The sequence below is a fragment of the Halochromatium glycolicum genome (assembly GCF_016584085.1).
GTDB lineage: Bacteria > Pseudomonadota > Gammaproteobacteria > Chromatiales > Chromatiaceae > Lamprobacter > Lamprobacter glycolicus.
On record NZ_NRSJ01000052.1, the window covers coordinates 16,180 to 32,907 of the forward strand.

At 64.1% G+C, this 16,728-nt stretch carries 14 protein-coding genes; 9 read left to right on the forward strand and 5 right to left on the reverse strand.

From position 1 onward, the window contains the following. Positions 1-198: 198 nt before the first annotated feature. The gene (gene bioD / locus CKO40_RS20380; protein ID WP_200348291.1) at positions 199-882 is read left to right on the forward strand and encodes a dethiobiotin synthase; all 684 of its coding nucleotides are present in this window, start codon (positions 199-201) and stop codon (positions 880-882) included. On the opposite strand, the gene recN is transcribed toward bioD, so the two are convergent. Both recN and CKO40_RS20390 read right to left on the reverse strand, forming a co-directional pair. Beyond that, complete coding sequence (recN, locus tag CKO40_RS20385) at positions 838-2,532, reverse strand: DNA repair protein RecN (RefSeq protein WP_200348292.1); 1,695 nt, start codon at positions 2,530-2,532, stop codon at positions 838-840. The genes bioD and recN overlap by 45 nt on opposite strands. Beyond that, a complete protein-coding gene (locus CKO40_RS20390; RefSeq protein WP_200348293.1) occupies positions 2,526-3,407 on the reverse strand; it encodes an NAD(+) kinase in 882 nt (293 codons plus the stop codon). Before CKO40_RS20390 ends, recN begins: the two co-directional genes overlap by 7 nt. A 401-nt stretch (positions 3,408-3,808) precedes the next feature. On the opposite strand from CKO40_RS20390, the gene hrcA reads away from it, so the two are divergent. The 5 genes from hrcA to dapB all read left to right on the forward strand — a co-directional run bounded on the left by hrcA (position 3,809) and on the right by dapB (position 10,244). Then, a complete protein-coding gene (gene hrcA, locus CKO40_RS20395) occupies positions 3,809-4,876 on the forward strand; it encodes a heat-inducible transcriptional repressor HrcA (RefSeq protein WP_338074234.1) in 1,068 nt (355 codons plus the stop codon). Positions 4,877-5,031: 155 nt separating this feature from the next. Continuing rightward, a complete protein-coding gene (gene grpE / locus CKO40_RS20400; protein ID WP_200348295.1) occupies positions 5,032-5,721 on the forward strand; it encodes a nucleotide exchange factor GrpE in 690 nt (229 codons plus the stop codon). Positions 5,722-5,890: 169 nt separating this feature from the next. Beyond that, the gene (gene dnaK, locus CKO40_RS20405) at positions 5,891-7,834 is read left to right on the forward strand and encodes a molecular chaperone DnaK (RefSeq protein WP_200348296.1); all 1,944 of its coding nucleotides are present in this window, start codon (positions 5,891-5,893) and stop codon (positions 7,832-7,834) included. A gap of 167 nt (positions 7,835-8,001) precedes the next feature. Beyond that, complete coding sequence (gene dnaJ / locus CKO40_RS20410; RefSeq protein WP_200348297.1) at positions 8,002-9,135, forward strand: molecular chaperone DnaJ; 1,134 nt, start codon at positions 8,002-8,004, stop codon at positions 9,133-9,135. Positions 9,136-9,434: 299 nt separating this feature from the next. Then, positions 9,435-10,244: a 4-hydroxy-tetrahydrodipicolinate reductase gene (gene dapB / locus CKO40_RS20415; RefSeq protein ID WP_200348298.1), complete on the forward strand. Its 810-nt coding sequence runs from the start codon at positions 9,435-9,437 to the stop codon at positions 10,242-10,244. Positions 10,245-10,334: 90 nt separating this feature from the next. Here dapB and CKO40_RS20420 read toward each other — a convergent pair whose 3' ends face one another. The 3 genes from CKO40_RS20420 to CKO40_RS20430 all read right to left on the reverse strand — a co-directional run bounded on the left by CKO40_RS20420 (position 10,335) and on the right by CKO40_RS20430 (position 12,919). After that, the gene (locus tag CKO40_RS20420) at positions 10,335-11,297 is read right to left on the reverse strand and encodes a serine hydrolase (protein WP_200348299.1); all 963 of its coding nucleotides are present in this window, start codon (positions 11,295-11,297) and stop codon (positions 10,335-10,337) included. 450 nt (positions 11,298-11,747) lie between these two features. After that, positions 11,748-12,062, reverse strand: coding sequence for a polyhydroxyalkanoic acid system family protein (locus CKO40_RS20425; RefSeq protein ID WP_200348300.1), 315 nt, complete (start codon positions 12,060-12,062; stop codon positions 11,748-11,750). Positions 12,063-12,163: 101 nt separating this feature from the next. Next, entirely contained in the window at positions 12,164-12,919 is a 756-nt protein-coding gene (locus CKO40_RS20430; protein WP_200348301.1) for a transposase, read from the reverse strand. 130 nt (positions 12,920-13,049) lie between these two features. On the opposite strand from CKO40_RS20430, the gene prfB reads away from it, so the two are divergent. From prfB to CKO40_RS20445, 3 genes are all read left to right on the forward strand, one after another. Next, positions 13,050-14,148, forward strand: a protein-coding gene (gene prfB, locus CKO40_RS20435; protein ID WP_200348302.1) for a peptide chain release factor 2 whose coding sequence is annotated in 2 segments (ribosomal slippage) — positions 13,050-13,124 and positions 13,126-14,148 — 1,098 coding nt in all. Because the reading frame shifts where the segments join, the coding sequence is not laid out codon by codon here. A 9-nt stretch (positions 14,149-14,157) separates the two neighbouring features. Further along, on the forward strand, positions 14,158-15,690 hold the full coding sequence (gene lysS / locus CKO40_RS20440; RefSeq protein WP_200348303.1) for a lysine--tRNA ligase: 1,533 nt from the start codon (positions 14,158-14,160) through the stop codon (positions 15,688-15,690). A gap of 28 nt (positions 15,691-15,718) precedes the next feature. Further along, positions 15,719-16,489 carry a phosphate-starvation-inducible PsiE family protein gene (locus CKO40_RS20445; RefSeq protein WP_200348304.1) on the forward strand — a complete coding sequence of 257 codons (771 nt, stop codon included), beginning with the start codon at positions 15,719-15,721 and terminating at the stop codon, positions 16,487-16,489. The last annotated feature ends 239 nt before the right edge of the window (positions 16,490-16,728 follow it).

The window sequence follows — 16,728 nt, forward strand, 5'->3', positions numbered from 1 at the left end:
CGGAATGGCGATCAGTGACCGCTTGCCAATGCTGATTGGCTCCGGTGTGGGCAACCTAGCCCATTCTGGGAAGCCAAATGACCGACGATTCACAGAGCACGGATGCACCTCAAACAGGCTCGGCCGCATGCTGTCGAGCACGCGAACAGTCGCTGCCGAAGTTCGGGCAGTGCACCCCAAACCAAAGGGCTGGCTCACATGCGATCCGCCAACGGTCTCTTCCTCACCGGAACCGATACCGAGGTCGGCAAGACCGAGATCACGCTCGGCCTGATGGCGGCCTTGCAGTCCGCTGGTCAGTCGGTGCTCGGGATGAAGCCGGTTGCCGCCGGCTGCGAGGCGACGGCGCAGGGCCTGCGCAATGCCGATGCCGAGCGCATCCGGGCCCAGGCCTCGCGCTCGCTCGCCTATGCGACCGTCAATCCGTACGCCTTCGCCGAACCGATCGCCCCGCATATCGCCGCCGAGCGCGCCGGGGTGCGCATCGCGCTCGAGCCGATCCACGAAGCCTATCGGGTCATGACCGCCGAGGCCGACTGGGTGCTCGTCGAAGGGGCGGGCGGCTGGCGGGTCCCGCTCGGTCCGAGCCTGACCCTGGCGGACCTGCCGAAGGCCTTGGACCTGCCGGTCGTGCTGGTCGTTGGGCTGCGGCTTGGCTGCCTGAACCACGCCCTGCTCAGCGCCGAATCGATCATCGGGTCCGGTCTCACGCTTGCGGGCTGGGTCGCGAGCCAAGTCGATCCAGGGATGGCCGCAGCGGAAGCGAACCTCTCAACCTTGCGCGAGCGCCTGCCCGCGCCATGCCTCGGCGCGGTCCCATGGCTGGAGAGACCCACGTCAGCGCGAGTCGCCAGCCATCTCAGCATCGCGCGACTTGCATAGCATCTCGGCCGCATGCGCGCGCGTCGTCGCGGTGATCTCGGTGCCGCCGAGCATGCGCGCGATCTCCTCGATCCGCTGCTCTGAGGTCAGGGGTGTGATCTCCGTCAGCGTTTGGCCATCGGCGGCAGACTTCCGGACCTCGAGATGCTGATGCGCCTGCGCCGCGACCTGGGGCAGATGGGTGACGCAGAGCACCTGGCGACTGCTGCCCAGCCGGTTCAACAGGCGCCCGACGATCTCAGCGACGCCGCCGCCGATGCCGACATCGACCTCATCGAACACCAGCGTCGGGATGCCGCCGACCTGAGCGGTCGCAACCTGGATCGCCAGGCTGATGCGCGAGAGCTCACCGCCGGAGGCGACCTTGGCCAGCGGCTGCAACGGCTGACCCGGATTCGCGCTGACCAGGAAGCCGACCCGGTCGAGACCCTGACCGCTCAGGGCCTCGGCACCACCGGCCTCGACCGCCACCTGAAATTGGCCGCCGGCCATGCCGAGTTCCTGCATCGCGGCGGTCACTGTCGCGCTTAGGCGCTGGGCAGCCTGAGCGCGCGAGGCGCTCAACCGCTCGCCGTGCGCGAGGAGGTCGGCATGGAGCTGCTCGCGCTCGCGCGCGAGGGCGTCGAGCGATTGGTCGGTCTGCTCCAGGGTTGCAAGCTCCTGCTGACGCTCGGCAAAGAAGGTGTTCAGCGCCTCGGGCTGCACCCGGTACTTTCGTGCCAGCTCGTGGATGCGGCCGATGCGCTCCTCGACCGTCTGCAACCGCGTTGGGTCTAGCTCGAGCGCGTCCAGATAGTGGCGCAGGCTGGCCGCGGCCTCCTCGAGCTGGACCGTGGCGCCATCGATCAGCTCGGCCGTTTCACGCAGCGACGGATCGATGCTGGTCAGCGATCCCAACTCCGATGCGGCGCGGCCGAGCCCGTCGCGCAGGGATTGCTCCCCTTCGTAGAGCAGCTCGACCAGGGTGGCGGTTGTTGCCTGCAGCTGCCCCTGGTTCGCGAGCCGGCGCTGCTCGGCATCCAGGGCCTCGAGCTCATGCTCGCCGAGCGCCAGCTCGGTCAGCTCGTCGATCTGGAAACGCAGCAGCTCCAAGCGCTCGTCGCGCTCGCTGCGAGCGGAGGTCAGCTCGGACCAGCGGGCGTCGATATCGCGATAGGCGCGGTAGCGAGCGGCCATCTCGGCGACGAGCGGCTGGTGATCCGCATAGCCGTCGAGCAGCGCACGCTGTGCCGCGGGACGCAGCAAAGACTGGTGCGCATGCTGACCATGGATATCGACGAGGAGCTCGCCGAGCGCGCGTAATTGGCCGCTGCTTGCCGAACGGCCGTTGATAAAGGCGCGAGCACGCCCGCCACGCACCAGCACGCGGCGGATGACGCAGTCGTGGCCGTCTTCAAGTGATTGGTCGGTCAGCCATGCTTGGGCAGCGGGGTTCTCCTCGACATCGAATGTCGCGCTGACCTCGGCGCGCTCGCAGCCGCGGCGGATCATGGCCGCATCGGCCTTGTCGCCCAGCGTTAGCCCGAGCGCGTCGATCAGGATCGACTTGCCGGCGCCGGTCTCGCCAGTCAGCGCGGTCATCCCAGTGGCGAGCTCGAGTTCGAGCCGGCTGACGATGACCAGGTTCTCGACCGCGATCTGGGTCAGCACGGCGTATCGGCCTGGGTATGGCCGCCCCAACCGAGCTTCGCACGCAGGATGCGATAGTGATCATGGTCACGCGGGTGCAGCAGTCGGATTCGGCGCGGGCTGCGCTCGATTCGGATCGATGCGCCGGTCCGCAGGGGCAGCGCGATCTGGCCATCACAGGTCAAACGGACCTGCTCCGGATCAGGGCTGCAGAGCCGGATCTCGATGCGGCTGCTGCCCGGTATCACCAGCGGCCGGTTGCTCAGGGTATGCGGGCAGATCGGGACCAGCAGCAGGGCGTCGAGGCGCGGATGGATCAGCGGTCCACCGCCGGAAAGGGCGTAGGCGGTCGAGCCTGTCGGTGTGGCAACGATCAGCCCGTCGGAGCGCTGGGCGTTGACGAAGCGGCCATCGATATAGGTCTCGAACTCGATCATCCGCACCGAGTTCCATTTATGGATGACGACGTCGTTGAGCGCGCGCTCGGGCTTGGATTGTTCGCCCATCCTGGCATCCAGCAGAATCCGCGAGTCGGCGTCATAGGCGCCGCTCAGGATCTGCTCGAGCCGGTCCTCGATCTCGTCGGGCAGGATATCGACCAGGAAGCCGAGGCGGCCGAGGTTGATACCCACCAATGCCAGGTCGAAATCAGCCAGCTCGCGCGCCGCATGGAGAAAGGTCCCGTCACCGCCGACCACCAGAACGAGATCGCAGTGCGCGCCGAGCGCTTCGATCTCGATCCCATCCGTGCGCCCGAGCAACCGCGCCGTCGCCTGCTCGAAGCGCGTGCGCACCCCCAGCGCCTGCAGCTTACCGGCAGCGCGCTCGACGGTGGCGGCAACACGGGGGTCCTGATGTTGCTTGGCAATGATGCCGATGTTCTGAAACCAGGCCATTGATGGCGCGGGAACCCAGGGCGGAGGGAGTAGGACTGCGTCGTGATCAGGGGCGAGGGCTTGAGCGGCGTGCAGTAGGCAGCGACTGCGGTCGTGCGCCGATGCGCGCCGCCGGCAACGTTAGCACGGGCCATGGGCTACGCCAACAGCACGAGTGAGCGCATCGCTTGACATCCGGGGTCGCGCCCCTTAGATTGCAATGCATTAGCACTCGACAGGTGAGAGTGCTAACAAGATTCGACCGGTTGCGATCGCGCTGGTTGTAGGCTGTATTAGCGCCCGGAGGTTCTGTTCGGCGCCGTCTCGCGACGAGCCCTGAAGCCGAGTTTTTCGAGATCGAGCGAACCTGTTTTCAATCGCCGGTTATCATCCGCCAGTGAGTGACAGTGAGCGACAATCGCGTGTCAAGTGACTCCCGAGCCAGTGTCCGCTTCGCTGAAGGACAGATCAGCGAGCGCGCACTCCATTTCCTGAAGGTCTTGGTCGAGCGTCACATCCGCGATGGTCAGCCGGTAGGATCACGGACCCTAGCACGTGATACCGGGCTGGATCTGAGCCCGGCGACCGTCCGCAACGTGATGTCCGATCTCGAGGACCTGGGGCTCGTCTCATCGCCGCATACCTCCGCGGGAAGGGTCCCGACCGCGTCGGGTTATCGTCTGTTCATCGACAGCCTTCTCAAGGTGTCTCCGCTGACTGAGGCGGATGTCGAGACCTTGAGATCACAATTCGATCGAACCACTGATACGGTCAATCTGATTCAGACCGCCTCGCGGGCCCTGTCTGGTGTGACCCACTTGGCCGGCTTGGTGATGGTACCGCGCCATGAGCGCGAGGTGTTCCGGCAGATCGAGTTCGTCGGTCTGTCCGGTCGTCGGGTGTTGGCGATTCTGGTGACCGGCGATGGTGAGGTGCACAATCGCATCCTCGAGACCGAGCAGCCGCTGCCGGCGGCGCAGCTCGAGCAGGCGTCCAATTATCTGACGCAGCTGTTCAATGGCCGGGAGATGCACGAGGTGCGCCGGCAACTGATGGCGGACCTCAAACGAACACATGCGCACATGGACGAGCTGATGATGCGCGCGGTGATGATGGCGCAGCGCGTCGTCGAGGCGGCCGAGCACAAGGATGACGTGATGATCGCCGGCCAGACCAATCTGATGGAGTTCTCCGAGCTGTCGAGCATGGAGCGCCTGAAGGCGCTGTTCGACGCCTTTACCGAGAAGCGTCAGATCCTGGACCTGCTCGACCGTTGTATCGAGGCCGAAGGAGTACAGATCTTCATCGGTGAAGAATCAGGTTACGAGCTGCTCGATGACTGCAGCGTGGTCACTGCGACCTACCGGGTCGAGGACCAGGTCCTCGGCGTGCTTGGTGTCATCGGCCCGACACGGATGAACTATCAGCAGGTGATCCCGGTGGTCGACGTGACAGCAAAGCTGCTCGCCGCCGCGCTGAGCGAGCGCTGACAACTCGGGCAGTCCTGATCAACCGCGACGCAGCGCCGCTTCTGCGGTGGCGTCACGGAAACGGTTCGCAATAAATCAATCACAGGCAGAGGCCACCGGGCCGGCGACCCTGAGGCCGCCGATCACCCGCTGATTGGCCCCGGGAGAGTTTGACCATGACCAAGGAGCAACACGACCAGCAATCCGCAGAGACGCCGCTCGGCGAGGAACTCGGCGCGGCCGAGGGCCGGCCTCCCGGTGAAGCGGGGGCGGCCGATCCCTCGCTCGAGGCGAGCGCCGATCCGGTTGACTCGGGAGAGGGGGCGCCGGCCGAGGCGAGCAGCGCCGATGCCGCGTCCGACAGCACCTCTGACAGCGAGGCGGCGGAGCCCGATCCGGCTGCGCTGACGATGCTGCTCGAAGATGCGCGCGCCAAGGCGGACGATGCGCACAACCAGGTCCTGCGCATGCGCGCCGAGATGGAAAACATGGGGCGCAGGCAGGCAAAGGAGCTGGAGAACGCCCACAAGTTCGCACTCGAGGGCTTCATCAAGGAGCTTCTACAGGTGCGCGATAGCCTCGAGCTCGGTAAGGCTGCCGCAGAATCGCCGGACGCCGATGTCGGCAAGCTGCGCGAAGGGACCGAGCTCACGCTCAAGCTGCTCAGCGATGTGATGACGAAGTTCGGCGTCGAGCGGATCGAGCCTGAGGGCGAACCGTTCAATCCAGACTATCACCAGGCGATGTCGATGCAGCCGCGTTCGGATGTGCCGCCCAATACCGTCGTGAATGTCGTGCAGAGTGGCTACACGCTGAACGGACGATTGGTGCGCCCCGCCTTGGTGATGGTGTCGCAGGCGGCTTGATTGCTGCAGATCAGTCTGAGCACCGAATGGCGGCCGCAGCGCTAGCGTGGCGGCATTGAGAATGCTTGAGAATCACAGGGTTTTACCCCAACTGCTCCAGCAATGAGCGGGCACGGGACGACCCGACCGAACACAACCTTGTAACCAGTTTAGAGAGAGGAGAAAGACCATGGGAAAGATCATTGGCATCGATCTTGGTACCACGAACTCCTGCGTCGCGGTAATGGAAGGCGACAAGGCGAAGGTGATCGAGAACGCCGAGGGCGATCGGACCACGCCGAGTATCGTCGCGTTCAACAGCGATGGTGAGGTGCTCGTCGGCCAGTCGGCGAAGCGCCAGGCCGTGACCAATCCGGCCAATACCCTGTTCGCGATCAAACGCCTGATCGGACGCCGCTACGAGGACCATATCGTCAGCAAGGACAAGGACATGGTCCCGTACAAGATCGTCAAGGCCGACAATGGCGACGCCTGGGTCGAGGCCAACGGCAAGAAGATGGCCCCGCCCGAGATCTCGGCCAAGGTGCTGCAGAAGATGAAGAAGACCGCCGAGGACTACCTCGGCGAGAAGGTCACCGAGGCCGTCATCACGGTGCCGGCCTACTTCAACGACTCGCAGCGCCAGGCGACCAAGGACGCCGGCCGCATCGCCGGGCTCGACGTCAAGCGCATCATCAACGAGCCGACCGCGGCCTCGCTCGCCTATGGTATGGACAAGAAGCGCGGCGACCAGAAGCTGGCGGTCTATGACCTCGGCGGCGGCACCTTCGATATCTCGATCATCGAGATCGCCGAGATCGAGGGCGAGCATCAGTTCGAGGTGCTCTCGACCAACGGCGATACCTTCCTCGGCGGCGAGGACTTCGACCTGCGGATCATCGATCACCTCGCCGACACCTTCAAGAAGGAGCAGGGCGTCGATCTGCACAACGATCCGCTCGCGCTGCAGCGCCTGAAGGAGGCCGCCGAGAAGGCCAAGATCGAGCTCTCCTCGAGCCAGCAGACCGACATCAATCTGCCCTACATCACGGCCGATCAGACCGGTCCGAAGCACCTGAACGTCAAGCTGACGCGCTCCAAGCTCGAGTCGTTGGTCGAGGACCTGGTCGAGCGCACCATCGGCCCCTGCCGCACCGCGCTGAAGGACGCCGGTGTCGGTGCCGGCGATATCAGCGAGGTGATCCTGGTCGGCGGCCAGACGCGGATGCCGAAGGTGCAGGAGAAGGTCGAGGAGTTCTTTGGCAAGGCGCCGCGTAAGGACGTCAACCCGGACGAAGCGGTCGCAGTCGGCGCCGCGATCCAGGGCGGCGTGCTCGGCGGCGGCGTCAAGGACGTGCTGCTGCTCGACGTCACCCCGCTGTCGCTCGGCATCGAGACCCTCGGCGGCGTGATGACCAAGTTGATCGAGAAGAACACCACGATCCCGACCTCGGCCAATCAGGTGTTCTCGACCGCGGATGACAACCAGACTGCGGTCACGGTGCACGTCCTCCAGGGCGAGCGCGAGCGCGCCGCCGACAACAAGTCGCTCGGGCGCTTCGATCTCTCGGATATCCCGCCGGCGCCGCGTGGTGTGCCGCAGATCGAGGTCAAGTTCGACATCGACGCCAACGGCATCCTCAACGTCCATGCGAAGGACAAGGCGACCGGCAAGGAGCAGTCGATCGTGATCAAGGCCAGCTCCGGCCTCTCCGACGACGAGATCGATCGGATGGTCAAGGATGCTGAGGCCCATGCCGATGAGGACCGGAAGTTCCACGAGCTGGTCGGCGCCCGCAATCAGGCTGATTCGATGATCCATGCGACGCGCAAGTCGATGGAGCAGCTCGGCGACGACAAGCTTGAGGCCGGCGAGAAGGACCGGATCGAGAGCACCATCAAGGAGCTCGAGGAGGCGATGAAGGGCGAGGACAAGGACAAGATCGAGTCGCTGACGACGGCCCTCGGCGAGGCCTCCGGTAAGATGGCCGAGCGGCTCTATGCGCAGGATCAGGGCGGCGGTGCTGCGGATGGCGGCGCCAGCAGCGATTCCTCCAGCCAGGGCAGTGCCAACGCCGGTGCCGACGATGTCGTCGATGCCGAGTTCGAAGAGGTCAAAGACGACAAGCGCTGAGGGCCGGCGCGACGTTAGGGCCTGAGCTCCCGGCCAGGCCGCGGCGCGCGAGCTCGGCTCGCGCGCCGTTTCGTTTTGGACTGGCTCGTGCCGACTGCTGCGGGAGTGATGCGGCCAGGTATCCTCATCCTCGACCTCCCTTATCAACCGACTGACCGACCACGCGAATGTCTCAACGCGACTACTACGAAGTCCTCGGCGTGAGCCGGAACGCCAGCGAGCAGGACATCAAGAAGGCGTTTCGCCGCCTTGCGATGAAGTATCACCCGGACCGCAATCCGGATGATGCCGAATCGCTAGCCAAGTTCAAGGAAGCCAAGGAGGCCCATGATGTGCTGACCGATGCGCGTAAGCGCAGTGCCTACGACCAGTTCGGCCATGCCGGGGTCAGCGGTCAGGGCGGCTTCGGCGGTGGGCCGGGCGACTTTGGTGCTGGCGGCTTCTCCGACATCTTTGGTGATGTCTTCGGCGACATCTTTGGCAGCCGCGGCGGCGGACGCCGCGGTGCGCGTGGGGCCGATCTGCGCTATGACCTCTCGCTGACCCTCGAAGAGGCCGTGACCGGGAAGGACGTCAAGATCCGGATTCCGACCACGGTGGAGTGCCATCACTGCGGCGGCACCGGCGCCAAGCCCGGTACCCGTCCCAAGGAATGCCCGACCTGCCACGGCGTCGGTCAGGTGCGGATGCAGCAGGGGTTCTTCTCGATCCAACAGACCTGCCCCGAGTGCCGGGGCTCCGGCAAGGTGGTCGAGGAGGCCTGTCGGCATTGCCGCGGTGCTGGGCGTCTAAAGGAGGAGAAGACGCTCTCGGTCAAGGTCCCTGCCGGGGTCGATACCGGTGATCGTATCCGCTTGGCCGGCGAGGGCGAGCCAAGCGAGCGCGGCGGGATGCCCGGCGACCTCTATGTGCAGGTCGTCGTCGAGGATCACCCGATCTTCAAGCGCGAGGATAACCACCTCTTCTGCGAGGTCCCGATCAGCTTCGTCACCGCGGCGCTCGGCGGCGAGATGGAGGTCCCGACACTCAATGGGAAGGTGATGCTCAAGGTGCCGGCTGGTACCCAGACCGGCAAACTGTTCCGGATGCGCGGAAAGGGGGTCAAGCCGGTGCGTGGCGGTCCGGTGGGCGACCTGCTCTGTCGCGTCGTCGTCGAGACGCCCGTGAACCTGACCGAACGGCAGAGGGAGCTGCTGCGCGAGTTCGATGACAGTGTGAGCGCTGGAGGCAAGCACCATAGCCCGCAGTCGAGCAGCTGGCTCGACGGCGTCAAAAGCTTCTTCGAGAAGATGGGGCTCTAGCTCGGCTGCTGCGCCCCGCTTGCGCCCCTCTTGCGGCCATCCATCCGCCGCCCCTGAAGCTGACGCGATCGGTCGTTTTCCGGTCCGACGGTGATCCCCGCGCGTGAGAGCGGAGGTTTGTGCCCTTCCCTTGCAAGGGTGCAGTGGGCGATCTGGGCCTCGTGAGATCGATCGGGTCGATCTTGCGCTCCGCCGGGAGCGGCGGACGCTGTCACGAGGGGCGAGCGGTCGAGACTTCTCGCCGGCGTTCGGCTCGGTTATCGTAAGGCCATCGATTCTGACCCCACAGGAGAAGACTAATGGAAGCGATTCGGATAGCTGTCGCCGGCGCGGGCGGCCGGATGGGCCGAACCCTGATCACCGCTGCGCATGCAACCGAGGGGCTTGAAGTCACCGCGGCGACGGAGCAGTCAGACAGCACGCTGGTTGGCGTCGATGCAGGCGAGCTGGCGGGCATCGGGCCGATTGGTGCCGCGATCCGGCCTGACCTGGATGAGGTCCTGGCGGACTTCGATGTGCTGATCGATTTCACGACCCCGCGCGCGACCATGCATCACCTCGAGCTTTGCCGCGATGCGCGGTGTCGGATGGTGATTGGAACCACCGGTTTGACGCCGGATCAACTCGAGCAGGTCAGCGAGGCGGCCATCGATACGGCGCTGGTGCTGGCGCCGAATATGAGCGTGGGCGTGAATCTCTGCTTTAAACTCTTGGATCTCGCGGCCCGGGTGATGGGCGACGAGGTCGATATCGAGATCATCGAGGCGCATCACCGCCACAAGGTGGATGCGCCATCTGGTACGGCGTTACGGATGGGGGAGGTCGTGGCAGACGCGCTCGGACGCGATCTCGAAGAGGTTGCGGTCTACGGGCGCCAAGGTCAGACCGGCCCGCGTGAGCGCCAGACGATTGGGTTCGAGACCGTCCGCGCCGGCGATACCGTGGGCGAGCACAGTGTCTGGTTTGCGGCTGACGGCGAGCGCGTCGAGATCGCCCATAAGGCGACGAACCGGATGACCTTCGCCCGCGGTGCTTGCCGGGCGGCCCGTTGGATCGCCGAGCGCGACCGCGGTCAGTTCGATATGCAGGACGTGCTTGGTCTGCGCTAGCTGCATCCATCACGGCATTGAGACTGCCTCGGCAAGCCGAGCCGCCTGACGGGCTGGACCTGACGGGCTGGTATAGGTGGTCGAGGTTGGTCAGACGAGTTGATGCTGCTCGCGCATATAGTGATAGACCAGACCCGATACCTCTCGCATGGCGTTGCTGCGGTTGGTGATCCAGGTCGTGTAGTAATTGGTGCGTTGGCTCTTCTCGATGATCCCGATGAAGGTGTAAGGTCGCGGCCGTCCGCGCCGATCCTGGCACTCGATGATCCCCATGTTTCCGCACAGCATTGCCGTTGAGCCGGTCTTATCATAGACGCGGATGTTTGCAGGCATCCCGCGCACCCGCCGTGTGATGCGATCGTGGTTCGGGATCGACATCAGCTCGCGGACCTCCTCGCAATGCGGCATGCGATCGTGCCAGAGTGCCCAAAGGAACCGGCTGTAATCGTGCGCTGATGCCTTGTTGCGGTAGGTACGGCCACTCGCCGGGATGCGCTCGACGATGCTGGTCTGCTGGAAGACACCGCCGGCATGGCGCTTGAGCACGCGCTCGACATCTCGAGGGCCATTGCCTCCGTTGTAACGGCTGACCAGATCCATGATCTCGTTTGTTGCAGAGTTGCTACTGTGGCAGATCATCCGCTCCATCGTCTCGCGCACACTCCCGGTGTAGCGCAAGGTCCCGCGGCGCTCTTGCATCGTGTAGAAGAACGCCTGGGCCACGAAGGGCTTGATCATGCTCGCGGCCTGCCGGGGGATGTCTTCGTTGATCGAGACGAGCTTCTTGCGACCAGTGAAATCGTAGACGGACCATGAGGTCCGCTCGTCCGGTCGGATGATCCCCTGAGCGCGCTGGCGTTTGACCAGTCTGACCAATTGGCTCTGCAGCGCCGAACTGGATGCCGCCGCATCCGACATGGGCACGCCGAGCAGCAGCGCTGCGGTCGCTGCTGCGATGGTCCCGATGAATTGGCGCCGGTCGATGCTAGACGATTCGACGGTGTTGGCCGCGTGATCGTCCAGGGCGCTTGCTTCGCTCTCTGTTGCGCTCATCACTTTGCCCCAACGCGTGATCTAGCGTGCCGCCCAAAGACGGGCAGCTGGTGCCGACGCCTGCGATACAGGCGCCGTTCCCCCGCACCAGTGCTTCCCCCACCTCGATAGCTTAGGCAGGTCGAGTGAAAAAGACAAGAATAAAAGAAAAGAAATTTTCTGCATACTCAGGGTGATCCAAAGATTTCCTCGACGCTGTCTAATGGTTGAAGGCGCCTGTTCTTGCCCAAGACACAGTCGGCTGAAGTGGTGCTTGGCCTGGGCACGGCGGGACCAGCCAACGGGTCTGTTCAAGGCCGCGATTGATTCGATACAGGGCGCGATGCGATCTGCGCGCGATGGGGTCTGCGCGCGATGAGGTCTGGATCGGCGCGATCGTCGGATGCGCGCTGAACGAGGGCGCCGCGGCAGACGCTCGCTCCGAAGGCAGCCGGTCGAGGGTCCAGCGGCTCAGTGGCCTTGCCCACCGTCGTCGTGCTGGGCCTGATAGCGCGCCAATGCCTCATCGATCTTTCGCGTCAGGCGTTCTTCGATCTGGGGCTTCATCGGGGTCAGCAGCAGCCCGAGCCTGATCGTGAGGTCCATCGAATCGTCAGCGACCGCGATCGCACCGGAGATGCCGGCGCGCTTGAAGTGCAGGACATCGCCTTCCCATTGGTATTCGGCACCGTATTCGTCGCGCACGCGCGCGGCGATGCGCTCGACTTCGGCGCGTGCTGCGTCGAGGCCGAGGTGATGCGCACGAGCAACATGGATCTTCGACATAACGGATTCTCAATCGGCTTGCGGTCGTATCGGAACGACCCAGTATGTCGGCCGGACAGCCACTGGGACAATGCGATGTTGTCTCGTTTGAGGCAGCGTTCTCAGGAGCTGGCTGCTGACTGATCCGGTTGAGAAGGGTAATCGTTCGCGCGAAGCCCCTGGCGGTAGGCTTCGGAACGTCGGTCACCGCCACGAGGCCGCGGGCGCGCCCGGCGGTTGAGCCTGGTTTCGATGTCACGGCAAAAGGCTTCGTCGCCGAGCACCCATGCCTTGTTGGTCGCGGCCCTGAGCTGCTCGTGGAAGGCCGTATCCGGGGGCTGATCGAAGGTCTTGCGATAGGCGTCTTGACGCTCCAAGGCATTGTTGCCTAAGGCGTTGTAGAGCGGGTGAGGGGCGATCAGCTCGTCGTCGACACCGAGGGCGTTGGCCGGATAGCTCGACCAATCGTAGTCATCTGGGGATGCGACCAGTCCGGCGCGCACTGCATTGGTCTCGATGTAGCGGCTGACCGCGAGCAGGAAGGCCTCTGGGTCGAGCAGGGTTGCGCGGTAGCGTCCTTCCCATAGCGTGCCGGTGCGCGCGTAACGGTCGTTGACGTGCTGGACGAAATACCGTCCCGTGTATTGCATCAGCTTGCCGATCCCGTTTTCTACCCAGGGGGTCAGTAGCAGGTGGAAGTGGTTCGGCATCAGCACATAGGCATGGATGTCGCACTGGAACCTGGACGCAGCCTCGCGCAATCGCCCCCAGAGCACCCAATAGTCCTCTTCGTCACGCAGGATCGGTTGTCGGTTGTTGCCGCGTTGGATGACGTGCTGCGGATAGCCGGGAAGCGCAAAGCGGGGGAGGCGGGCCATGATGGAATGATTCCCTCCGGTCGAAAGGGCCTGACTCGAGTATAGTCGATCGATAGGGCGCGTTGGATCGAGCTACCGCGCCGGTTTGGCTGCGTTATCATTGATGGTTTTATCGTTAGCGGAGGTCCACATGGAGGACATCAACCCGGTCCGAAATCAGATCGCCGATCTCAAGGGGCGTGTCGAGCTCCTTAGGGGGTATCTTTGACTATGCCGAGAAGCAGGAACGGCTGACCGAGGTGTTGCGCGAGCTCGAACAGCCCGAGGTCTGGTCTGACCCGGAACGGGCGCAGGCGCTCGGTCGCGAGCGCGCTTCGCTCGAGGCGGTGGTCAGTACCATGCGCGAGCTCGATGAAGGGCTCGGCGATGCTGACGACCTGTTGGCGATGGCGGCCGAAGAGGAGGATGCCGAGACCGTCAGCGCGGTCATCTCCGATCTGGAGGGCTACGAGAAGCAGGTCGGCGAGCTCGAATTTCGCCGCATGTTCTCGGGCGAGATGGACGCGAACAACGCGTTCGTCGATATCCAGGCCGGCTCCGGAGGGACTGAGGCCCAGGACTGGGCCGAGATGCTGCTGCGCATGTACCTGCGCTGGGCCGAGACTCACGGCTTCAAGGCCGAGTTGACCGAGGCATCGCCCGGTGACGTCGCCGGGATCAAATCAGCGACCGTCGCGGTTGAGGGGGATTATGCGTTCGGCTGGCTGCGCACCGAGACCGGCGTCCATCGGCTGGTGCGCAAATCACCGTTCGACTCCGGCAACCGGCGCCACACGTCCTTTGCGGCCGTCTTCGTGTCACCGGAGATCGACGACTCGTTCGAGATCGAGATCAATCCGGCCGACCTGCGCATCGATGTCTATCGCGCTTCCGGCGCCGGCGGACAGCACGTCAACCGCACCGAATCGGCCGTGCGCATCACGCACCTGCCGACCAATATCGTGACCCAGTGCCAGAACGGTCGCTCCCAGCATGCCAACAAGGATCAGGCGATGAAGCAGCTCAAGGCCAAGCTCTACGAGCTGGAGATGCAGAAGCGCCGCAGCGAGCAACAGGCGCTCGAGGAGAGCAAGTCCGATATCGGCTGGGGTAGCCAGATCCGGTCCTACGTGCTCGATCAGTCGCGTATCAAGGACCTGCGTACCCATGTCGAGACGGGCAACACCCAGGCCGTGCTGGATGGCGCGCTGGACCCATTCATCGAGGCCAGCCTCAAGAGCGGTCTCTGAGCGCGAGCTATGAACGAAACGCAGCCGAACGACACCAACAACCCCTCCGCGCACTTGGAGCAGGACGAGAACAAGCTGATCGCGCAGCGGCGTGAGAAGCTGGCCCAGATCCGCCAGCAGGGCGTCGCCTTCCCAAACGATTTCCGTCGCAACGTCGTTGCCGGTGAGCTGCATGCCCACTATGGCGAGATGGATGGCGCCGAGCTCGAGACGCGCAACGTGCGCGCCAAGGTCGCGGGCCGGCTGATGAGCCGGCGCGTGATGGGCAAGGCGAGCTTCGCCCATCTGCAGGACATGAGCGGGCGCATCCAGTTGTTCGTGCAGCGCGATCAGCTCGGTGCCGACGAATACGCCTGGTTCAAGAAGGAGCTCGACCTCGGCGACATCGTCGGTGTCAGCGGACAGCTGTTCCGCACCAAGACCGGCGAGCTCTCGATCAAGGTCGACCAGCTGCGGTTGCTGACCAAATCGCTGCGGCCGCTACCTGAGAAATGGCATGGGCTCTCCGACACCGAGAGCCGCTATCGTCAGCGCTACCTCGATCTGATCATGAACGAGGCCAGCCGCGAGACCTTCAGGGTTCGCACGCAGCTGGTGCAGGGCATCCGCGATTACCTGAACCAGCACGCCTTTCTCGAGGTCGAGACGCCGATGATGCAGGCGATCCCGGGCGGCGCGGTGGCGCGGCCGTTCGTGACCCACCACAACGCGCTCGACATGCAGCTCTTCCTGCGGATCGCTCCAGAGCTCTATCTCAAGCGGCTGGTCGTCGGCGGCTTCGAGCGGGTCTATGAGATCAACCGTAACTTCCGCAACGAGGGGCTCTCGACGCGCCATAATCCCGAGTTCACGATGCTCGAGCTCTATCAGGCCTACGCCGACTATCAGGACCTAATGGACCTGACCGAGGCACTGATTCGAGACCTCGCCGAGCGGGTGCTCGGCTCGACGCAGCTCCAGTATCAAGGCGAGCACTATGATCTCGGCCAGCCGTTCGCGCGGATGACGGTGCGTGAGTCGATCCTGCACTTCAATCCGGAGCTGAGCGCGGCCGATCTCGACGACCTCGAGCGTGCGCGTACAGTGGCCGAGCGCCTGGATATCCATCTCAAGGACAGCTACGGCCTGGGTAAGATCCAGGTCGAGATCTTCGAGAAGACGGTCGAGAGTCGGCTCATGCAGCCGACCTTCATCACCGCCTATCCGACCGAGGTCTCGCCGCTTGCGCGCCAGAACGATGAAGACCCGTTCGTGACCGATCGCTTCGAGTTCTTCGTCGGCGGCAGGGAGATCGCGAACGGTTTCTCCGAGCTCAATGATCCGGAGGACCAGGCCGAGCGGTTTCGACGCCAGGTTGCCGAGAAGGAGGCGGGCGATCTCGAGGCGATGCACTTCGACGCCGACTATATCTGCGCGCTGGAGCACGGGATGCCACCTACGGCCGGGGAGGGTATCGGCATCGACCGGCTCGTGATGCTCTTTACTGACGCCTCGTCGATCCGCGACGTCCTCTTGTTCCCGCACATGCGCCCCCATGCTTGAGCAAGTCACTCGTCAGCGACGATCAGCGATGAGCGATCAACGGTTCGATATCGAGTTCTCCGGCGAACTGATGCCGGACGCCGATTTGCAGCGTGCGCGAGCCCAGGTGCAGACGCTGTTCAAACTGTCGGAGGGGGCTGTCGATCAGCTCTTCACCGGTGCGCCGGTCACGGTCAAACGCGGCATCGATGGCGCCCTTGCCGCGCGCTTCCACGCCGCCTTTGCGCGCGCCGGCGCGATCGTGCGGATCGTTCCGGCCGGGGATGGTGGGTCACTGGCGCCAGTGGGCGCCGAGCGGCCAGAGGGGAACGAACTGCCGGGCCTGGACCCGTTCGGATGGTCGAAGCCGGAGTCGAAACATCCGTTTCTGCATGCACTGTTCCATCACTTCGAGCGCAGCTTGGCCTTCGTGCTCTTGGTATTGATCGCGATCGTCGCACTGATCGCCTTGATCGAGCTCTGCGTTCTCCTCTACCGTGACCTGATCAGTGCTGATGGCTTTCTGCTCGGCCTCGACGAGCTGTTCGAGGTCTTCGGGATGTTCCTGATCGTGCTGATCGCGGTCGAGCTGATGGCCAGCATCTACATGTACATGGTCGACAAATCCGTTCATGTCGAGATGATGCTGCTGATCGCGATCACCGCGCTCGCGCGCAAGGTGGTGGTCCTCGACCTCGAGGGTAAGGGCGATCCGGCGATGTATATGGTTGGCTTGGCCGCGCTGATCGCGACGCTGATCGGGGGTTACTATCTGGTCAAGCGTCTGGAGCAGCGGCCAGGCGACCGGGCGCTACATTGACCTGCTGCGACGCGGATCGGTAAGACCGAGCAAGGCGTCCGGATGCCTACCCGGCAGCAATTCCCGCCGCAAAAATATCTGCTTTAGAAACAATAAGTTGGCTTTGAGCCGAAAAAAATCTTTCGTAAACTTTTGAAGCCGAATCAGTATACTGCCACGACCTTCTCAAGCTGCGAGGCAGGTATTGATGAGTGGTCCGTTCTCACGCCAGCACCTCAGCGTCGCGGGACTGCTGCGCG

Coding starts and splice junctions, on each gene's coding strand:
- bioD (WP_200348291.1), top strand. CDS start 199: ATGCGATCCGCCAACGGTCTCTTCCTCACCGGAACCGATACCGAGGTC.
- CKO40_RS20390 (WP_200348293.1), bottom strand. CDS start 3,407: ATGGCCTGGTTTCAGAACATCGGCATCATTGCCAAGCAACATCAGGAC.
- grpE (WP_200348295.1), top strand. CDS start 5,032: ATGACCAAGGAGCAACACGACCAGCAATCCGCAGAGACGCCGCTCGGC.
- dnaK (WP_200348296.1), top strand. CDS start 5,891: ATGGGAAAGATCATTGGCATCGATCTTGGTACCACGAACTCCTGCGTC.
- dnaJ (WP_200348297.1), top strand. CDS start 8,002: ATGTCTCAACGCGACTACTACGAAGTCCTCGGCGTGAGCCGGAACGCC.
- dapB (WP_200348298.1), top strand. CDS start 9,435: ATGGAAGCGATTCGGATAGCTGTCGCCGGCGCGGGCGGCCGGATGGGC.
- CKO40_RS20420 (WP_200348299.1), bottom strand. CDS start 11,297: ATGAGCGCAACAGAGAGCGAAGCAAGCGCCCTGGACGATCACGCGGCC.
- CKO40_RS20425 (WP_200348300.1), bottom strand. CDS start 12,062: ATGTCGAAGATCCATGTTGCTCGTGCGCATCACCTCGGCCTCGACGCA.
- CKO40_RS20430 (WP_200348301.1), bottom strand. CDS start 12,919: ATGGCCCGCCTCCCCCGCTTTGCGCTTCCCGGCTATCCGCAGCACGTC.
- lysS (WP_200348303.1), top strand. CDS start 14,158: ATGAACGAAACGCAGCCGAACGACACCAACAACCCCTCCGCGCACTTG.
- CKO40_RS20445 (WP_200348304.1), top strand. CDS start 15,719: ATGAGCGATCAACGGTTCGATATCGAGTTCTCCGGCGAACTGATGCCG.